Here is a 17,335-nt window from a genome sequence, read left to right on the forward strand (position 1 = left end):
CAATGTCGATTACCGCCCCTGCAAACCGAAAGTCTAAAATCTCGCTATTACCAGAAGAGATAAAGCAGCAATTAAACGTGCTTATTCGCTCTGGAAACATGATGCAAAAAGACATACTTGCTGCCGTAAATGAAATGATTGATGAAGCCGGGTTAGGCGAAGAAGCAAAACCAAGCCGTTCAAGCTTCAACCGTTACGCCAAGCGAATGGAAGATGTGGGTTTGCGTATTCGACAAGCAAGAGAAACCGCAGAAGTGTGGACAACAAAGCTTGGAGAAGCGCCTACCTCAGAGTTGGGTAAGTTACTGCAAGAGTTCGTCCGAACCATGGCGTTTGAAACATCAACCCACATGATGGAGCAATCAGAAGAGAAGCAAGAGCCAATTCCACCAAAGGCATTAGCACAATTAGCATTGGTTATTCAACGTATCGAGCAATCATCAATGGTGTCTCATAAAGTTGAGAAAGAAATTCGTAAAGCCTTTGCTCAAGAAATGGCAGATAAAGCAGAGAAAATTGTTAAAACAGCAGGCGTAAGTGCCGAAACCATTCAAGACATTAAGAACGGAATATTGGGGATTGCATAATGGAAGAGCTAATGTGGGGACTAGGTGGATTAGGTATCATGCTTCTTATGTTTGTTGGTTTACCTTGCTGGCTTGCTAAGACAACCCCTTACAAACCAACCAAAACCAAGAGTGATAATGATGATTAAAAATAAAGCACCTACAATACTTAAGCATTTTAATTTTCAATATTTGCCTGACCATTTAAAAAAGGTTAGCCAACCATTTAGCGATGTAGCTAACAACGTTGTACTTTTGCTTCCTGATAATGAAGAGCGAGAAATTGCATTACGCAAGCTATTGGAAGCTAAAGACTGCGCCGTTCGTGCAATTCTTGGATAACGCTGATGGAAAATAAAACCACATCACAAAGCCGAAGTGCGATCTTGTCTGGTGAGTTTGATAAGAACGACGTTTTACTTCCATATCAAAAACGGTGGATAGCGGACAACTCTCAATTAAAGATTGCAGAGAAAAGCCGACGAACAGGCGTAACATGGGCAGAAGCGGCAGACTCAGCATTGAGTGCTGCCGCCTCTGCTAATGCAGGCGGTGAAGATGTCTTTTATGTAGGTTCAACAAAAGACATGGCGCGTGAGTTTATTGATGCAGTGTCAATGTGGGCTAAAGCTTATAACTGCGCGTGTGGTGATGTGAGTGAAGAAGTCTTCGATAATGAAGACAAAGATATTCTTACTTATGTGATCAACTTTGCGTCAGGTTTTAAAGTAAAAGCCTTATCAAGTAATCCGTCTAACCTTCGTGGTATGCAAGGCACCGTAATCATAGACGAAGCCGCCTTCCATGAGAGATTAGCTGAAGTGCTAAAAGCTGCACTAGCATTGACCATGTGGGGCTCAAAGGTTCGATTAATCAGTACTCATAATGGGGTCGAGAATTTATTCAATACTCTAATTCAAGACAGCCTAGCAGGTAAAAAACGCTACTCTATTCATACCATAACCCTTGATGATGCGTGTGAACAAGGTTTATATAAGCGTATCTGCCAAGTTAAAAAAACGCCTTGGACTAAAGAATTAGAAGAAGAATGGAAAGCAAACCTACTTAGTGACACCGCAACTGAAGAAGATGCATTAGAAGAATATCAGTGTATACCAAAGAACGGCGGCGGTGCTTATATTAGTCGCGGATTACGTGAACGAGCTGCACGCTTAACTGATGCACCAGTTTTATCCTTTACAGGATCGTCAGAGTTTAACCAAGCTAAAGAGCACATTCGTGAAGCCGAGATGAAAGAATGGCTAGATGAACACGTTCAGCCAGAGCTTGATAAGTTGGATCCTAAACTTCGTCATTCACTAGGGGAAGATTTCGCGCGTTCTGGAGACTTAACTGTTTACGCACCAATAGCGGTTCATAATGACACAACGCGAGAAGTTCCATTTTTATTAGAGCTTGGTAACGTGCCATTCAAACAGCAAGAACAAGCCCTCTATTATATATGTGATCAACTGCCTCGCCGTGATGGTATTTATCTCGATGCACGTGGTAACGGCCAATACTTAGCCGAGCAAGCAAGATACAAATACGGTGAAGAAGTAGTGGAAGTCATGTTGTCTGTGTCTTACTACCGTGAAAATATGCCATCGTTTAAAGCCGCTTTTGAAGACGACGAACTACTGCTACCAAAGCATGAAGACGTCATTACCGACTTGGGACAAATACAAATCAAGGCCGGAGTGCCAAGTATTGATTCAAGCAGAACCAAAGGCGAAAACGGAAACAAACGACACGGCGATAGTGCTATCGCTATTTGGTTTGCCTACTTAGCATCAAAGGCTGACATCACCCGTTACGGTCTACATACCATTAAAGCCGTTGGTGATGAAACAACGCGATCCTTTTATGGAACAGCAGAAGACAACAACAGATTTGAAGATATGCCGCATCAAGACTTGCGCGGTAAAGGAATTAGACTATGACCGGAATTTTAGACGCACAAGGTAAACCAATAAAAGCAGATAAAGCAATGCTGTCTGAAGATATTGCTAAAGCCTACACCACCAGTGTAAGAAACCCACGCCCTTCAAGTGTGGCATCAACGGTTACTCCTCAACGTTTGGCCGGATTACTTCGTGCAGTGATTGATGGTAACGATCCAGAAGCGTTCATGACATTAGCTGAAGAAATGGAAGAGCGTGATCTACATTACGCTGCTCAACTTCGTACCCGTAAATTAGCTGTTGCTGCTATTTCTCCAAGTGTAGAGCCATGCAGTGAAAGCGAACAAGACATGCTAATGGCAGAGCGCGTTCGTGAAGTGATGAATGATGATCAAATTCCAGAGTTGTTTTTTGATTTGCTCGACGGCCTTGGTAAAGGATTAGCTGTTGTTCAAATTCTTTGGAATACACAAAAGTCACCGTGGAAACCAAAAGATTACACATGGGTAGACCCAAGATATCTTCGTCAAGATAAAGATACGTTATCTAAAATTTTACTTATTAGTAATAACGCTCCAAGTGGAGAACCACTAGAGCCTTATAAATTTATGGTTCATACCCCACGCTCGAAATCTGGCAGCGTATGGCGCAATGGCCTAGCTCGATTAGTTGCTGTGATGTACATGCTAAAGTCATTCACCATTCGTGATTGGTGGGCGTTTGCTGAAGTGTTCGGCATTCCAATTCGTGTGGGTAAGTATGGCGCGAACGCAAGTCCAGATGACATCAATACGCTAGTCAATGCCATTGGTCGTATTGCCAGTGATGCAGGTGCAGTTATTCCAGAGTCCATGAAACTGGAGCTAATTGAAACCGCAAAAGGCAACGGCGGTAATACCCTGTTTGAAAATATGGCGCGTTGGTGTGATGAACAAATAAGTAAAGCCGTTCTTGGTCAAACCATGACAGCCGACAATGGCAGCTCACAATCTCAAGCTACCGTTCATAACGAAGTGCGTTTAGACATTGCAAAATGGGATGCAAGACAACTAGAAGCGTGCGTTAACGAATACCTGGTTAAGCCTTACATTATTCTTAATTGGGGTGTACAAGACTGTTATCCAAAAGTGCGCATCAAAGTTCATGAGCCAGAAGATCTAAAAGTCTTTGTTGACTCTTTAACACCAATGATTGATCGCGGCGTTCGTGTGACTGAAGATTCAATTTTAAACAAGTTTGGATTAAAAGCGGCAGAAGATAGCGAACGAGTACTTCACCCCGTTAACCAAGTTCAAACACTAACCCCAACAGAGTTAGGATTAAACCGTCGCCTTGCTATTAACCAAGTAAGCAAAACGGTAGATAAAGAAATTGAAGACATGACAAACGAAGCCATGAACGATTGGGTAGAAACCGCAGAGGATTTCATGAACCCGATCTTATCATTGGCAAATTCTGTCGATACCTTTGAAGAGTTCAACGCCAAGTTACCGCAACTTCAAGAAGAACTAGGTGCAGACGCGTTCGTCGCAGCGATGACGGAGTACATGTTTAAAGCAAGAGGATTGGGAGACGCGAAAGATGCCTAATGAAAGCGTGATCTCAAAAGAAGCATTAGCATGGTTTAAAAAGAAAGGCATAGAGCCTTCTTTTGATTACCGTGACGTGTGGGAAGAAGAGCACGCAAACGCCTTCACCGTGGCAAAAATGCTCAATGCTGATTTGCTTGTCGAAGTAAAAGGGTTAATCGATGAAGCCATAGAGCAAGGCCAAACCTTTGTACAGTTCCGAGACATACTAAAACCACTGTTAGTAAAATCCGGTTGGTGGGGAATTCAAGAAATGGATGACCCAACCACCAAAGAAACAAAGCTCGTTCAATTAGGCAGTGAAGGCCGTATAAAAACCATTTACAAAACCAACATGAGAACAGCAAGAGCAGCCGGGCAATGGGAACGAATAGAGCGAACAAAACGAGCTATGCCCTATTTGCTTTATCAGCTAGGTCCATCTCTTGAACATAGACTAGAGCATGTTAAGTGGAATGGAATATTGCTTCCAGTGGGCGATGAGTTTTGGATTAACCACATGCCACCAAATGGATGGGGGTGTAACTGTTGGATAAGGCAGGTATCAAAGTTTGAAGCCGATAAACTTATCCAGGATAAAAAAGTAACAACCACTGCACCACCAGATAAAACTAAAAAGTGGTAAACAAAAGAACAGGAGAAGAAACCACCTTACCAGTAGGAATTGATCCAGGTTGGAACTACAACCCTGGTAAAGAGCGAGAAAAAGCCCTTTCTCTAGACCTAGTTCAAAAAGAGACGCTAATGCGTCAAACGCTCTCTAAGGGCGTTTAAAATGAAATTAAGATAATCACGAGATAAAAAAAGTTTAAACACGCTCAGTTAAATTTAAACAGTGTTTAAATGCGGTTTTATAATGTATTTAGGTTAGCAGTTGTCTTTCAGCTTGCTAACCTGATTTTTATCTGTAATCTATAAAGCCTTCCCCTTCGCAATACCTAATCCCAAACTCACCTATTTTAATCAATCGACGTTATTCACAATGTCTTCGCTCGTCGGTGCATTATGAACTCCTACCAAGAAACATATCAATCAACCAACCACAAGGAGGTTGCTATGTAACGGTCAATTTATGGAGTAAGTAATGAGTCGCAAATTATATACCGCCCTTTGCTTTAGTCTTTCCAATACGGTTTCACCAGAAGGTCTTTGGCTTCCTATGATTCCTGCTGGAAATTTTTCAGGTATTGATAAGCGTTCTTGGACAAACTCAAACCCTGATGCCGTTGTCGCTGCGTTTCAAAAAAAGTTGCCTTTTGATATCGAGCACTCAACACATATCAAAGCACCAAACGGTGACCCTGCGCCTGCTGTCGGTTGGATTGTAGAGTTACAAAACCGTAATGGCGAAGTGTATGGAAAAGTTGAATGGAACAGCGAAGGCCACGAGTTAATTGAAGAAAAGAAATACGCTTATTATTCGCCATCGTTCACTTACGATGAAAATGGAACTGTCATCGAGTTGGCAAGTTCTGGTTTAACTAACAGCCCTAATTTAAATGTACCAGCCTTAAATCGAATAGAGGACGAAGACATGAAGTTTTCTCAAGCAATCGTTGCGGCCCTGTCGCTATCAGCAGAAGCAACAGAAGATCAAGTGTTGACTGCTATCAACTCCCTTAAGTCAGAAAAGCAAGTCGCATTAAACAGTGCGCAGCATCCAGATTTAACCAAGTTTGTTCCAGTTGAAACACATAACGTTGCGCTTAACCGTGCTGAAACCGCCGAAGGTAAATTAAAAGCAGTTGAAGATGCTGAGATTGAAGCATTAGTTGATAGTGCGATTGCCGACGGAAAAGTAGCGCCTGCAAATAAAGATATGTTTGTTGGTATGTGTCGTTCTGAAGGTGGTAAAGAGCAATTCGCCAAGTTCGTAGCTACTGCGTCTGCGGTTGTCTCTGATAAAGAAGACAAAAAACCAAACCTTGCAACTAACAGCAAGTTGAATAAAGAAGAGCTTGCGTTATGCCGCAAGATGAATTTAACCGAAGATGAATTCCTAAAATCAAAGGAAAGCATCGCGGCTTACAATGAACAGAATAAGGACGCGTAATCATGGCGACTGAAGCTCAAATTATTGAAGCACTATTTGTATCTATGAACGCTGCATATGTGAAAGGTGTTTCACGTGCACAGCCTCAATGGGACAAAATCGCAACCGAAGTTCCATCATCGGGTGCATCAAACTTTTACGGTTGGCTAAAAGACTTACCAGAGATTAAAGAATGGGTTGGCGATCGTCAGCTTGCTGATGTGGGTAAACATGGTTATGCCATCACTAACAAAACGTTTGAAAGTTCTATCTCTATCAGTCGTGAAAATGTTGAAGACGACCAAATCGGTCAGTACTCAGTATTAGCCGAGCGTTTTGGTGACCAAGTTACCATGTTCCCTGATAAGTTAGCGTACCCACTATTGGTAGCTGGCTTCACCACATTGTGTTACGACGGCCAAAACTACTTTGATACGGACCACCCATTAGATACTACACCAGCATCGACGTTCTCAAACGTAGTCGGCGACCCATCTACGGATACAGGTTCACCTTGGTTCTTGATTGATAACTCTCAAACGCTAAAGCCGATTGTGTATCAAAACCGTCGTCCATTCGTGTTTAAGAATATGAACCCGACAGAAGAATACACCTGGTTCAACAACAAATTTGCAGCAGGTACAGATGGCCGCTGTGAAGTTGGTTTCTCATTCCCTCAATTAGCGATTGGTTCTAAAGCTGCGCTAACTGAAGCGAACTATGAGCTTGCGGTTAAACAACTTGGTGGCATGAAGCGTGCGGATGGTACACCACTTGGCGTGCGACCAACGACATTAGTGGTTGGTTACGCTAACCGTGCAGCGGCTAAGAAGTTAATCGATCGAATGCTGATTGAAGGTGGCGATACCAATATCTACTACCAAGATGTGGAAGTTGTGGTTTCACCATTCATCGCATAATCAACTCATTATGGCGGTCTCAGTTCCGCCATATTTAAAGGAACAAGCCCATGACAAAAAGAGTATCGCTTAACCCAAATACATGGACTCTTATTTCTTCTGCGGCTGTTGGATACATGGATAACCAAGCAGGCAGCGTGGTTAAGTACCGAGTTGAAGATGCAGCACCAGATGATGCCGAAATATGGGGGCATCAACTAAAGCTTGAAAAAGGCATCGGTTGGTCACGAGCAACGGCGAAAAACATCTACGGAAGAACATCCAGTTCTAACGGTGACGTAATAGTAACGGAGGGCTAATCATGTTTTTTGAAGGTCCACCGATTATCAGCCAAAGCGCAGCGCCAACACCTGCCTCTGTTCTTTTAATGAGATCGAGTTTTATTACTCAAGATGCAAACCCATTAAAGCAAACGCTCGCAGCAGATAACGTTCCAGAAACCGTTTTATTTAATGAAACTCAAATTGCATCACCAGATTTAACGGTTGATTTAGTTAATGGTGAAGTTACCGCAGTTAAAGAATTTAACGGGATGATAAGTGTTAACGCATTGGTATTGCGTGAAAGCTCTCCTTTTGCTTCGTCTGATTGGGGAATGTTTGCTGAAGTGTTTGTTAATGGCGCTTGGGTTGAGGTTGACGGAAGTCTTAGACCATTAACCCTTGGGTTTCAGTTTGATAATGAAAAACGACCTAATGATTTTACGGTATCGGTTTCATTAGAAGCAGGTCAAAAATTCAGATGGCGACATTATGTTACTGATGCAAGCAGCCAAGTGTCACTGGTTTCATTCCCTTCTGAAAATGGTTTGCCATCAACAGCTGGGGTCATCATGAGTTTTTGGGGAATTAAACCCTGATTAATCCCTCTTTATATTGTGTTTAAAAGGAGCTTACTGTGAGTGAAGCATCTAAAAAGAAAACCACAAATAAGTCTAAAGCGAAAAAGACAAAGGCTAGTGCAAGCACAAAGCCAGTTCAAGATGGTGATGCCATCAAAACAACGCAAGCCGAACAGAAGCAAACCAAGTCAGAAGTGGCTGCGTTAACGGGTCAATATCAAGCGCTAATCGCGCCAACAAATGGTTCTGTAGTTGAAAAAGGAAATAGTAAAGATGGTGATTTGGAAACTGGAAATGAAGTGGAAACACAATTGGTCAGCAATTCTGAAATCAATAATGATCTTTTGGGGATTCTTGATCGCAAAACCGATATCGAAGTGCTTGGCGCTATGGAAGTCAGCTCGCATTCAGACAATGGCTTCTGGCGCAGCGGTGTTCATTTTTCTCGCCTTGAGAAAACAGTGGTTATTGTTGTCAGCGATGATGACATTAAAAACCCTGAGTTATCTCAAAGTGGACTTGGTATTGAAAGCGCGTTTCCTGTGGTGTTTATGGCACCATCACAAGCGAAAAGAGTACACGATGAGACTCACTTAAATGTTGACGTTCTAGAACTTGAATCCTTGATTGGAGAATAAGCATGGCTATCTACGCAACCAAGCAAGATTTAATAGATCGTGATGAACAAATGCTTTGGAATGTTGCGATTGATAGAGCAACAGATCAATTGAATGACACTGCCATCGAGCAGGCGTTGGAGCAAGCAGATGAAGAGATCGATTCTTTTATCGGTCGTCGATATGTCCTTCCGCTTCCAACCGTGCCAGGCATGTTAAACAAAGTAGCAATGACTATCGCGTTCTACTGGTTATCAGACCGTGACCAACAAGCTACGGATCTAGTAGAAAAGCGTTATGAAATGGCATTAACCACATTACGTGAAATTGCGAATGGTAAACGCGAGCTTGGCCTTCCAACGGTAGACACACCCGAAGAAGGAAGCGTAGGTAAAGTAGAGCTTGTTCAAACTAACGAGCGATTATTTACCCGAAACACATTGCGAGGCGTTCTGTAATGGGTATTAGCGTTCAGGTTACTGGAGCAGAAGAGCTTGAGCGCTATCAACGCTTGGTTGATACCTTATCTGATTCGAAGCATAAAGATGAATTACTCGATAGCCTTGGTGCCATCGTTGAAAGCCAAACAAGACGACGCATTGCGGATGAAAAAACCGCACCAGATGGTACTGCATGGCAAGCATGGTCAAGCGGTTATGAAAAGACCAGGCATGGTAATCAATCTTTACTGCAAGGTGAAGGCGATTTATTAGATTCAATTCAATACATCGTTGAGAAAAACCAAGTAAGAATTGGTTCACCTCTGCCCTATGCAGGCGTTCATCAAGATGGGTTTTCAGGTCAGGTTCAAGTTGATGCTCACACCAGACTCATTACTCAAGCGTTTGGTAAAGCGTTAGCGTTTCCTGTTTATCAATCCGTTGCAGCATTTAGCCGACAAATGGAAATACTACAGCGTCAGTTCTTAGGGCTTAGTAGCGACAACCAAACCGAAGTCTTTGCGGTTATCGGTGACTTTTGGAAGGAAGTAATGGCATGACAACATCAAGACCCAGTTTACAAACGCTTGGTTCTACCGTATGGGCAAGCGAACAAGTGGTTTCTTATCTTAAGACCAAGCTTGAAGGTGGAAAGAACGACGTAGACAAAGTTCAAAGTGTTGAACGTCATATCGGAAAGTTCGATAAACCAGAAGAAGTAAAGCGTTGGATGGGAAATCGTGATGGTGGTATTCGTGTTGCGGCTGTTCGTATTCCAAAGATGGAGAACATCGGCTCAGAACTCATCGGAACCATTAACTTTGCAGCCTATGTGTTCATGACCGACATGTGGGGATATTCAAAAGACGTGCGTGCTGAAGTCGTCACGGCCAAAGTAGCTCAAGCAATCATGAGCCGAGGATGGCACAAAACCTACAACGCAAAATCAACGGCGTTAGATGTAAGAGCCGATAATTTATATAGCGGAAAAATTGATGAATTAGGCGTATCTATTTGGGTGGTGACATGGACACAAGATTGGCGTCTCGATGTAGAGATTAATCTTGATGATCTAGACCCATTCCTAACGTTTGATTTTAAAGCCCCAATTGCTGATGGTGCACCAGTGCTAGAAGCAGAGATTCAATTACCACAGGATCCACAACCATGATGATTACTGTAAAACCTAAAAAAGAAGACGTTCTTGTTCGTAAGCCTGACGGAACGCACCTAGACAAAAAAGGCGAAAAAGTAAAGCGCACTGCTTTTTGGGTTCGACGCATCAATGATGGTGATGTTATCCGCGTTGAAGCCGAAGAGCACAAAGCCAAAGAAGCGAAAGCGAAGGCAAGCACTAAAGATAAAGGAGACAAATAATGTCACTAGGTTCTATCCCCAATGATATTCGCGTTCCTCTGGTTTATATTGATATTGATAACAGCCAGGCACTAAGCGGAACGCCAGCGCAAGCACAAAAGATTTTGGTGATTGGTCAGCAATTATCAGGCGCAGCAGCAACGCCGTTAACCCTAGAGCGCATTACAACGAGCGAAAGCCGTTGGGACGAGCTATATGGAAAAGGCTCAATGATGGCTCTTATGCTTAAAAAGCTGCGTAAGGCTAACTTCTCTACCGATGTTTACGCTCTTGGTGTTGCTGATTTAACCGCAGGAACGCAAGCAAAAGCAGAGTTAACTATTACGGCATCCAATGCAAAAGCAGGTGTGATCGCTTTATTAGTGGCTGGTCAATCGGTTCAAGTAGCAGTTAAAGACGATAACACCGCTGCTGAAATTGCTACTGCTGTTATCGCAAAGGTCACTGAGCTAACAAACCTTCCTGTTTCAGTTGCACTAAAATCAGGTGAAACAGAAGTCGTTGAGTTTACTTGTAAGCACAAAGGCTTAACGGGTAATGACTTAGATATTCGCTATAACTACTACGATGGTGAAGTGCTTCCTCAAGGTGTCACACTGGTTAAAACGGCATTTACAGGTGGTGCAGGCACACCAGATATGGCGTCCATTGTTGCCGCTATTCCTGATGAATGGTACAACCACGTGGTCAACCCATACAACGACACTCAAAGCATGAACGACTTGCGAGATGAATTAGTCGAGCGTTGGGGTCCACTTAAAATGATTGAAGGTATTGCCTATACCGCTTTTCGTGGCACGTTTGCTGAATCGGGATCTTACGGCCAAGCACGTAATGATTTCTTATTTAGCTGTATGGGAACCAATGCCGCACCTAACCCAACATGGGAATGGGCAGCCAGTTATGCAGGTGTTGCCTCATACAACTTAGCGATTGACCCTGCGCGTCCGCTGCAAACGTTAATTTTGCCAAGTTTATTACCACCGCAAAAAGAAGTGGTTTGGGATTTAACCGAGCGCAACCTTCTACTTAAAGATGGCATTGCAACGTATACCGTCACACCGGGTGGACAAGTCGCCATTGAGCGTGAAATCTCAATGTACCGTGAAAACATTTACGGTGACCCAGACCCAAGCTATTTAGATATTACTACGCCTGCAACATTGGGCTACTTACGTTACTCGATGCGTACCATGGTAACCAACCGTTACCCACGCCATAAGTTAGCTAATGATGATGTTCTGCCACAGTTAGACCCTGCTCAACCCGTGGTAACACCAAAGCTAATGCGTTTAGCTATTTTAGACCTAGCTCAACAATGGGTAACGCAAGGTCTGATTGAAGATTACGATCTCTTTGCGGAAACCTTAGAAGTGTATCGTGATGCGAATGATAAGAACCGCTTGAACTGCGTAGCGCATCCAGACATCGTGAATCAGTTACGAATCTTTGCAGCACTGTTTCAATTTAAACTTTAGGAAGGAATAAATTATGGGAGCGATTCTTGGCGAAGTGGTTGTTCGTGCTAACGGCAAGCAATTCAAAACGAAGAAAGGTTCACAACTTAACCCAGGTGGTTACACGCGAACCCCACATGTTGGCCCTGGTCGTGTATGGGGTCAATCAAAAGAGTACACAGTACCAACCATTACGATGGTGATTGCGGCGGATGAAGATGTCGATGTACTTGAAATTAATGCGATCGAATTTGCTACGTTAACGTGGGAAGGCGATAACGGCGTTGATTACATGATGACAGACGCAGCACCACAAGGACCAGCCACATTGTCCGACTCAGGTGACATCAATGTCGTATTCCAAGGTAATAAAGTGAGTAAAACCTAATGGCATTAATGACGTTTGAACTAAAAGACGGCTTCAAGGTGGGTGATGATATCCACACTGAAGTGGGGTTAAAAGAGCTAAGCAGTGGTGATTTGATTGATGCTCAAATGGCTGCCGAAAAGATCATTATTCATGATGGAACACCAGTCGCTTATACCTCTGATGTGCTTTACGGATTAGAAATGCTTGTTCGCCAAATTGAATACATCGGTAATGTTCAAGGTCCATTTCAAATCAAAGAGCTTCGTAAGTTATCACCAGGTGACTTGAATGAAATTCAAAAGCAATCAAGCAACCTAGATAAATTATTAATGAAGGAGTTTGAACAGCGGGGGCGATCTAACGGCGCTTCCTGATATTTGCCAAAATCTGCTGCTCGCCATGAGTGGCAGATTTCCAGTAAGTGCCTTATCTCCCCTTCCAATTCGTCGGTTATTGAAGTTGTATTATCAGCTTAAGGAACTAAAGAATGTCCAATAAACTAGTTACCGATATTGTTCTTAATCTCGCTGGTAACCTTTCTCAAAAAGCAAAACAATACGGCGCGAACATGTCGGAGTTCGCAAAGAAAAACGAACGCGCCATGAGTCTTGTCAAAAAATCATCCGAAGCCGCAGGTCGTGGTATTGACTCATTAGGTAATCGTTATATGGGTCTTGCTAGTACGGTTGTTGCAGGAACGGCAGTCAAGAACGTTGCTGCATTTGAAGCACAAATTACTCGTATGGGTACTAACGCTATGTTAAGCGCAGAGCAAGTCGATATGCTTACCGCTTCCATTCAAGAAATTTCAAATCAAAAAGATATTCGCATTGCAACCACAGATTTAACTTCTGGTGTTAATGAACTTTTAGGTAAGTCAGGTGATTTGGAGTTTGTAAATGACAACCTTGAAAACATGGGTTTGCTTATGCAGGCATTTGGTGTGGATGCTAAATCAACAGGAGCGATCTTTTCTCAGTTTCGTGAGAAAGGGGTTAAATCTACATCTGAAGTAATGGACACTATTGATCAATTATACGGTCAGTTCGCTGTTGGTAGCGTTGGCGTAGAAGAATTAGCTGGCGTGTCAGAGCAATTATTCTCAATCTATCAAGGAAAAGGCCAAGATGCGATTATTCAAATGGGCGCATTGCTGCAACTGTTTGCTAAAACAAAAGGAAGTGCAGATGAATCTGTAACAGCTATTGAAGCAGTATTTTCTGCATTCACTGATAAAAAGAATGTTGAATTTTTAGATCAAAAAGGTATTGAGGTATTCAAGAAAGGAACCAAAGAGCTAAGAGAGCCAGTTGAGTTATTAATGGAAATCTTAGATAAAGCTGAAAATGACCCAATGAAGTTGCGTGGAGTTTTTGATGGTACTGCCGTTAGTGGATTAGCTTCACTTTATTCAGAAGAAAACAAACAGCTATTAATTAAGATGACGTCAGGTACTGCCGAATTAGGCGCAACGCAAAAGGCAGCGGCTACTAACGCGGCCACGTTTAACAGTGCAATGGCATCAATGAATAACACCTTTAATAAAATAGCCAATGACAAGCTTGCTCAACCCATCCAAGACATTGCAGATGCGATAAACAGCGTAGACAGCGAAACCATTGATGATTGGCTTAAGTGGGGTGAAACCGCTGTCATCGCTATTGGTGGCATTATTGCAGCCAAAAAAGGAATGGACTTTGTAAATACCACTCGTGACTTTTTCGGCAAAGGTGGTAAAGGTGGCGGTTCAGGTGCCGGAGGTATGCAAGATTTAGGGGCAATGCCTGTTTATGTTGTGAACATGCCAGGTGGAGGTATGGGTGGTGATATTGTTACCACTGATTCAAACGGCAAAACACCAAGGAATGAACGTTCAGGATTCAAAGGGGCCATTCAAAAAGGTTTAGTAAGTTTAGTTCAAGGTGGAACTGTAGCATATGCATCATCAATTGCTCCTGAATTTAAATCTCCATTAATTTTAGACGAGCTAACACTGTCGATACTTCACAACTTCCTGAAAACTTTCCAGTATCAGCAGGGTTACTTGATGTGTTAGATGATATCAAAGGATTCTTTGGAGGCTCATCATCGACGACTGGTGGTGCAAATATTGGTTTGGATATTAAAGTTTCTGATGATCGTATCCAAGTTACTCAATCTGCAAGTTCTCCAACCATTGCCATAAATCTTGATAATGGTCGAAATTAAAGGAGCTTTAAATGTCGTTTGAAACCCGTTTAATGGCCTCTATTCGTGGCATTGAATTTAAACTTGAAGATGCAGACGGTAACTCTGGCCGTCGTGCAGTTCCTCATGCTTACCCAAAAAGAAACACAGGATGGACAGAAGACAACGGCGCAGTGCTTACCAATCAAACCATTACTGGAATTGTGGTTGGTGATAATTACGTTAAAGAATTAGTCGATATTCTTGCTGCATTAAATAAACCAGGGTCGTGTGAGTTAATCCACCCTTGGTTTGGGGTGCAGCAAGTTCAAGTGGGTAAAGTCAGCCATAAGCTTGTCAATAAAGAAGATGGTATTGCCACTTTTAGCTTTGAAGTGTTTGAAGCAGGGAAAGCATTATTCCCTGTTGCTGGTATTGATACGGTTCATGCAGTAAAAGCAGAATCAGCAGCCAGCCAAGAAGCCAGTAATAAAGAGTTTGAAAAGGAATGGAATAAAGACGCAGAGCAAGGCGCAGGCGATATGATTGATGCGTTCTTGGATGACTTGGAAGAGTTTACGCGAGGACTTCCTTCCCTTCCTTCTGAATTAAGAGAATGGACAGACCGATTAATTCGAGTAAAAGATTCTGTAGGAAAACTGCTTGCTTATCCTGGCGAATTAGCTCGTGAAGTAATGGGGTTATTAGAAGACATTAAAAGCGTGGTTAAGGATCCTATTCGTTCACTCGAAGTTTATGACCAAGTAAAAAACCGTTGGGATGGCGAACGAGCTGAGTTAGCTATTACGGGTGGTTTAACAAAAAACATTGTTACTGATGGCACTAACGCAAGCTCAGTACCAAACAGTGCAAACCCGATTACTCAAGCGAATATCATTCAAAACAGTGAAACTTTTAAAACACTAGTTCTTGAATCCGCTGTGGTATCTAAAGCATCCGCATTAGGCGACTCAATCATTATTCAAGATTTGTCCGCAAAAGTTGAAGTGATTACAGGTTTAACCGGTGCAGACAGTCAAGCCGTCCTTACTGGTCAGCAATTACGAAATATTGGTTATACGATAGCGGATGAATTGGCAGAACGAGCAGCCATTGCGGTTGATGTTGGCAGTTCTTCAGTTTGGCGTCAGTTCAGAGTGCTACGTCAAGCTGTACTTAATGATACAAAAGAGCGTGCAGAGCTGTTGCCTCAACTTAGTATTTATACGCCTATTATAACGAACCCTGTTGCCTTGGTGGCTTGGAGAGAAACAGGCAATACCGAATTAAGACAAAGCATAGTTCGTCGTAATGGAATTAAGAATCCATCATTTATTCAAGCGAATGAGCCTATCGAGGTAATTAATGGATAAGGTGTCTTTGAAAATCAATGGTGCGGTATATTCTGGATGGACTAATGTTCAAATCACAAGAGCGCTTGATGCTATGTCGGGAAGTTTTGAGTTAAGTCTAACTTGGGATTTAAAGAACGCCATTGATAAGCCAATTAATGAAGGCGATAGCTGCGTGGTTGAGTTAGGTACTGACCGAGTGATTACAGGCTTTATTGATGATTGGATCCCAAGCTATGACGAATCTGAAGTCACCATCGCAGTAAGTGGCCGTGATAAAACGGGAGACTTGGTGGATTGCTCTGTGGTTGGTCACTCTCAGTTTCTTAATTTAACCTTATCTCAAATCGCCATCGAAATATGCAAGCCCTTTAATATTAAAGTTGTGGTCGATGCAAATGTGGGTGAAGCGTTTAGTCGCGTTTCTGTAGAGCAAGGTGAAACATGTCACGAGCTGCTTACTCGCTTAGCAAAGCAACGTGGCATTATGCTAACCAGTGATGTTTACGGAAACTTAGTGCTGACTAAAGCAAGCAATGAAGTGCTACCAACTGCGCTTGTGTTAGGTGAAAACATCAAAGCAGCGCGTGGGCGATTCTCTCGACGTGATCGCTTTAGTAAGTTCATCGTTAAAGCGACGGGTTATGGTGGAGGTAATGAGTGGGACAGTACGGCAGTTACTTCAGTTGGTGGTCAAAAAGCTGAAATCACCGATAAACAGATTACTCGATACCGTCCTAAAATCATTATTAATGACGAAATATCAACAGCTGAAGGTGCGAGCAAGCGCGGACAGTGGGAACGTCAACGTAGCATTGGCGAGTCAAATACTTCTGAGATAACCGTAACAGGTTGGAGAATGCAGGAAGGCGGTAAGCTTTGGGAAACCAATAAACTGGTTACGGTTAAAGATCCAATTCAAGGTCTTGATGGTAATTTATTAATTAAGACGATCATGTTTAGTGAAGATGATTCTGGACGATTAACCGTGATAGGTGTTATTCCACGTGAAGCGATGGACATTCCTGTATCAATTGAAAAAGAAACACAAGTAGACGCTGGATGGTCTGGCGCAGTAATTGAACGTTAAGGCTTATTATGAACAATAGAATGATTGAAAAATTGTTGGCACCAATACGCCGTCGTTTAAGTTTAATGGTCGCACGAGGCATTGTAACGTTAGTTAATGATGGCACTAAACGACAAAACATTCAGGTTATCGGCTTTGCAGATGAAGTTGTCGATAATATGGAAAGGTTTCAGAACTACGGCCTAACCTCTGTACCACCAAAAAGCAGTGAAGTCGTTGCGGTGGCGACATCGGGATTGCGTTCTGGATTAGTTGCTGTTTCTGTAGAAGATAAAGAATGCAGACCTAAAAATCTGGAAGAGTTGGCCGTAATGCTTTACCATCTTGAAGGTCACGGCATCACTCTTTCCAAAGACGGTAAAATTCACATATCATCAACTGATGTTATTCTCGAAGCGTCAAACTCATTCACTATTATATCCCCAGAGACGTTAATTCAAGGCCCTCTGCATGTTACTGGCGGCATATCAACTGATTTAGGTATGTTTGCAAATAGTGGAATTACTTCAAATGGGATTATTACTGGTTCTGATTTATCAGCAGGTAACTTTTCTTATCTTGGTCACTATCACAATGCAGGAGGGTCAAATACTTCACCACCGATTGGGTAGATA

The 17,335-nt window shown here is 42.6% G+C and carries 24 protein-coding genes; all 24 read left to right on the forward strand.

Annotated elements, in window-relative coordinates; genetic code table 11:
- The first annotated feature begins 8 nt into the window (after positions 1 to 8).
- Positions 9 to 587 carry a DUF3486 family protein gene (locus tag AAFX60_018710; GenBank protein ID XDF80162.1) on the forward strand — a complete coding sequence of 193 codons (579 nt, stop codon included), beginning with the start codon at positions 9 to 11 and terminating at the stop codon, positions 585 to 587.
- The gene (locus tag AAFX60_018715; GenBank protein XDF79192.1) at positions 587 to 715 is read left to right on the forward strand and encodes a hypothetical protein; all 129 of its coding nucleotides are present in this window, start codon (positions 587 to 589) and stop codon (positions 713 to 715) included. Before AAFX60_018710 ends, AAFX60_018715 begins: the two co-directional genes overlap by 1 nt.
- Complete coding sequence (locus AAFX60_018720) at positions 705 to 908, forward strand: hypothetical protein (protein XDF79193.1); 204 nt, start codon at positions 705 to 707, stop codon at positions 906 to 908. Before AAFX60_018715 ends, AAFX60_018720 begins: the two co-directional genes overlap by 11 nt.
- Positions 909 to 913: 5 nt before the next feature.
- Positions 914 to 2,509, forward strand: a complete 1,596-nt coding sequence (locus AAFX60_018725; protein XDF79194.1) for a terminase family protein — start codon at positions 914 to 916, stop codon at positions 2,507 to 2,509.
- Positions 2,506 to 4,059: a DUF935 domain-containing protein gene (locus tag AAFX60_018730; GenBank protein XDF79195.1), complete on the forward strand. Its 1,554-nt coding sequence runs from the start codon at positions 2,506 to 2,508 to the stop codon at positions 4,057 to 4,059. The genes AAFX60_018725 and AAFX60_018730 overlap by 4 nt, the downstream gene beginning before the upstream one ends.
- The gene (locus AAFX60_018735) at positions 4,052 to 4,684 is read left to right on the forward strand and encodes a phage minor head protein (GenBank protein ID XDF79196.1); all 633 of its coding nucleotides are present in this window, start codon (positions 4,052 to 4,054) and stop codon (positions 4,682 to 4,684) included. The genes AAFX60_018730 and AAFX60_018735 overlap by 8 nt, the downstream gene beginning before the upstream one ends.
- On the forward strand, positions 4,678 to 4,833 hold the full coding sequence (locus AAFX60_018740; protein ID XDF79197.1) for a hypothetical protein: 156 nt from the start codon (positions 4,678 to 4,680) through the stop codon (positions 4,831 to 4,833). Before AAFX60_018735 ends, AAFX60_018740 begins: the two co-directional genes overlap by 7 nt.
- Positions 4,834 to 5,143: 310 nt before the next feature.
- Positions 5,144 to 6,112, forward strand: a complete 969-nt coding sequence (locus AAFX60_018745) for a phage protease (GenBank protein ID XDF79198.1) — start codon at positions 5,144 to 5,146, stop codon at positions 6,110 to 6,112.
- 2 nt (positions 6,113 to 6,114) lie between these two features.
- The gene (locus tag AAFX60_018750) at positions 6,115 to 7,011 is read left to right on the forward strand and encodes a Mu-like prophage major head subunit gpT family protein (protein ID XDF79199.1); all 897 of its coding nucleotides are present in this window, start codon (positions 6,115 to 6,117) and stop codon (positions 7,009 to 7,011) included.
- Between the two features lie 50 nt (positions 7,012 to 7,061).
- Positions 7,062 to 7,310, forward strand: a complete 249-nt coding sequence (locus AAFX60_018755) for a hypothetical protein (protein ID XDF79200.1) — start codon at positions 7,062 to 7,064, stop codon at positions 7,308 to 7,310.
- 2 nt (positions 7,311 to 7,312) lie between these two features.
- A complete protein-coding gene (locus AAFX60_018760; protein XDF79201.1) occupies positions 7,313 to 7,870 on the forward strand; it encodes a hypothetical protein in 558 nt (185 codons plus the stop codon).
- A gap of 38 nt (positions 7,871 to 7,908) precedes the next feature.
- Complete coding sequence (locus tag AAFX60_018765) at positions 7,909 to 8,490, forward strand: hypothetical protein (GenBank protein XDF79202.1); 582 nt, start codon at positions 7,909 to 7,911, stop codon at positions 8,488 to 8,490.
- 2 nt (positions 8,491 to 8,492) lie between these two features.
- Positions 8,493 to 8,927: a DUF1320 domain-containing protein gene (locus tag AAFX60_018770; protein ID XDF79203.1), complete on the forward strand. Its 435-nt coding sequence runs from the start codon at positions 8,493 to 8,495 to the stop codon at positions 8,925 to 8,927.
- The gene (locus AAFX60_018775; protein ID XDF79204.1) at positions 8,927 to 9,469 is read left to right on the forward strand and encodes a phage virion morphogenesis protein; all 543 of its coding nucleotides are present in this window, start codon (positions 8,927 to 8,929) and stop codon (positions 9,467 to 9,469) included. Before AAFX60_018770 ends, AAFX60_018775 begins: the two co-directional genes overlap by 1 nt.
- Positions 9,466 to 10,080 (forward strand): hypothetical protein, encoded by a 615-nt coding sequence (locus AAFX60_018780; protein XDF79205.1) that lies wholly within the window; start codon positions 9,466 to 9,468, stop codon positions 10,078 to 10,080. Before AAFX60_018775 ends, AAFX60_018780 begins: the two co-directional genes overlap by 4 nt.
- Entirely contained in the window at positions 10,077 to 10,286 is a 210-nt protein-coding gene (locus AAFX60_018785; GenBank protein ID XDF79206.1) for a DUF2635 domain-containing protein, read from the forward strand. Before AAFX60_018780 ends, AAFX60_018785 begins: the two co-directional genes overlap by 4 nt.
- Positions 10,286 to 11,764 (forward strand): phage tail sheath subtilisin-like domain-containing protein, encoded by a 1,479-nt coding sequence (locus AAFX60_018790; protein ID XDF79207.1) that lies wholly within the window; start codon positions 10,286 to 10,288, stop codon positions 11,762 to 11,764. The genes AAFX60_018785 and AAFX60_018790 overlap by 1 nt, the downstream gene beginning before the upstream one ends.
- 13 nt (positions 11,765 to 11,777) lie before the next feature.
- On the forward strand, positions 11,778 to 12,131 hold the full coding sequence (locus AAFX60_018795) for a phage tail tube protein (GenBank protein ID XDF79208.1): 354 nt from the start codon (positions 11,778 to 11,780) through the stop codon (positions 12,129 to 12,131).
- A complete protein-coding gene (locus AAFX60_018800; protein ID XDF79209.1) occupies positions 12,131 to 12,487 on the forward strand; it encodes a phage tail assembly protein in 357 nt (118 codons plus the stop codon). Before AAFX60_018795 ends, AAFX60_018800 begins: the two co-directional genes overlap by 1 nt.
- A gap of 113 nt (positions 12,488 to 12,600) precedes the next feature.
- The gene (locus AAFX60_018805; GenBank protein XDF79210.1) at positions 12,601 to 14,169 is read left to right on the forward strand and encodes a phage tail tape measure protein; all 1,569 of its coding nucleotides are present in this window, start codon (positions 12,601 to 12,603) and stop codon (positions 14,167 to 14,169) included.
- A complete protein-coding gene (locus AAFX60_018810; protein ID XDF79211.1) occupies positions 14,163 to 14,321 on the forward strand; it encodes a hypothetical protein in 159 nt (52 codons plus the stop codon). The genes AAFX60_018805 and AAFX60_018810 overlap by 7 nt, the downstream gene beginning before the upstream one ends.
- A gap of 11 nt (positions 14,322 to 14,332) precedes the next feature.
- On the forward strand, positions 14,333 to 15,652 hold the full coding sequence (locus AAFX60_018815; GenBank protein ID XDF79212.1) for a DNA circularization N-terminal domain-containing protein: 1,320 nt from the start codon (positions 14,333 to 14,335) through the stop codon (positions 15,650 to 15,652).
- Positions 15,645 to 16,721: a phage baseplate assembly protein gene (locus AAFX60_018820; protein XDF79213.1), complete on the forward strand. Its 1,077-nt coding sequence runs from the start codon at positions 15,645 to 15,647 to the stop codon at positions 16,719 to 16,721. The genes AAFX60_018815 and AAFX60_018820 overlap by 8 nt, the downstream gene beginning before the upstream one ends.
- Positions 16,722 to 16,729: 8 nt before the next feature.
- Positions 16,730 to 17,332, forward strand: a complete 603-nt coding sequence (locus AAFX60_018825; GenBank protein XDF79214.1) for a phage baseplate assembly protein V — start codon at positions 16,730 to 16,732, stop codon at positions 17,330 to 17,332.
- The last annotated feature ends 3 nt before the right edge of the window (positions 17,333 to 17,335 follow it).

This window comes from Aliivibrio fischeri (assembly GCA_038993745.2).
In the GTDB taxonomy this organism is placed as follows: domain Bacteria; phylum Pseudomonadota; class Gammaproteobacteria; order Enterobacterales; family Vibrionaceae; genus Aliivibrio; species Aliivibrio fischeri_B.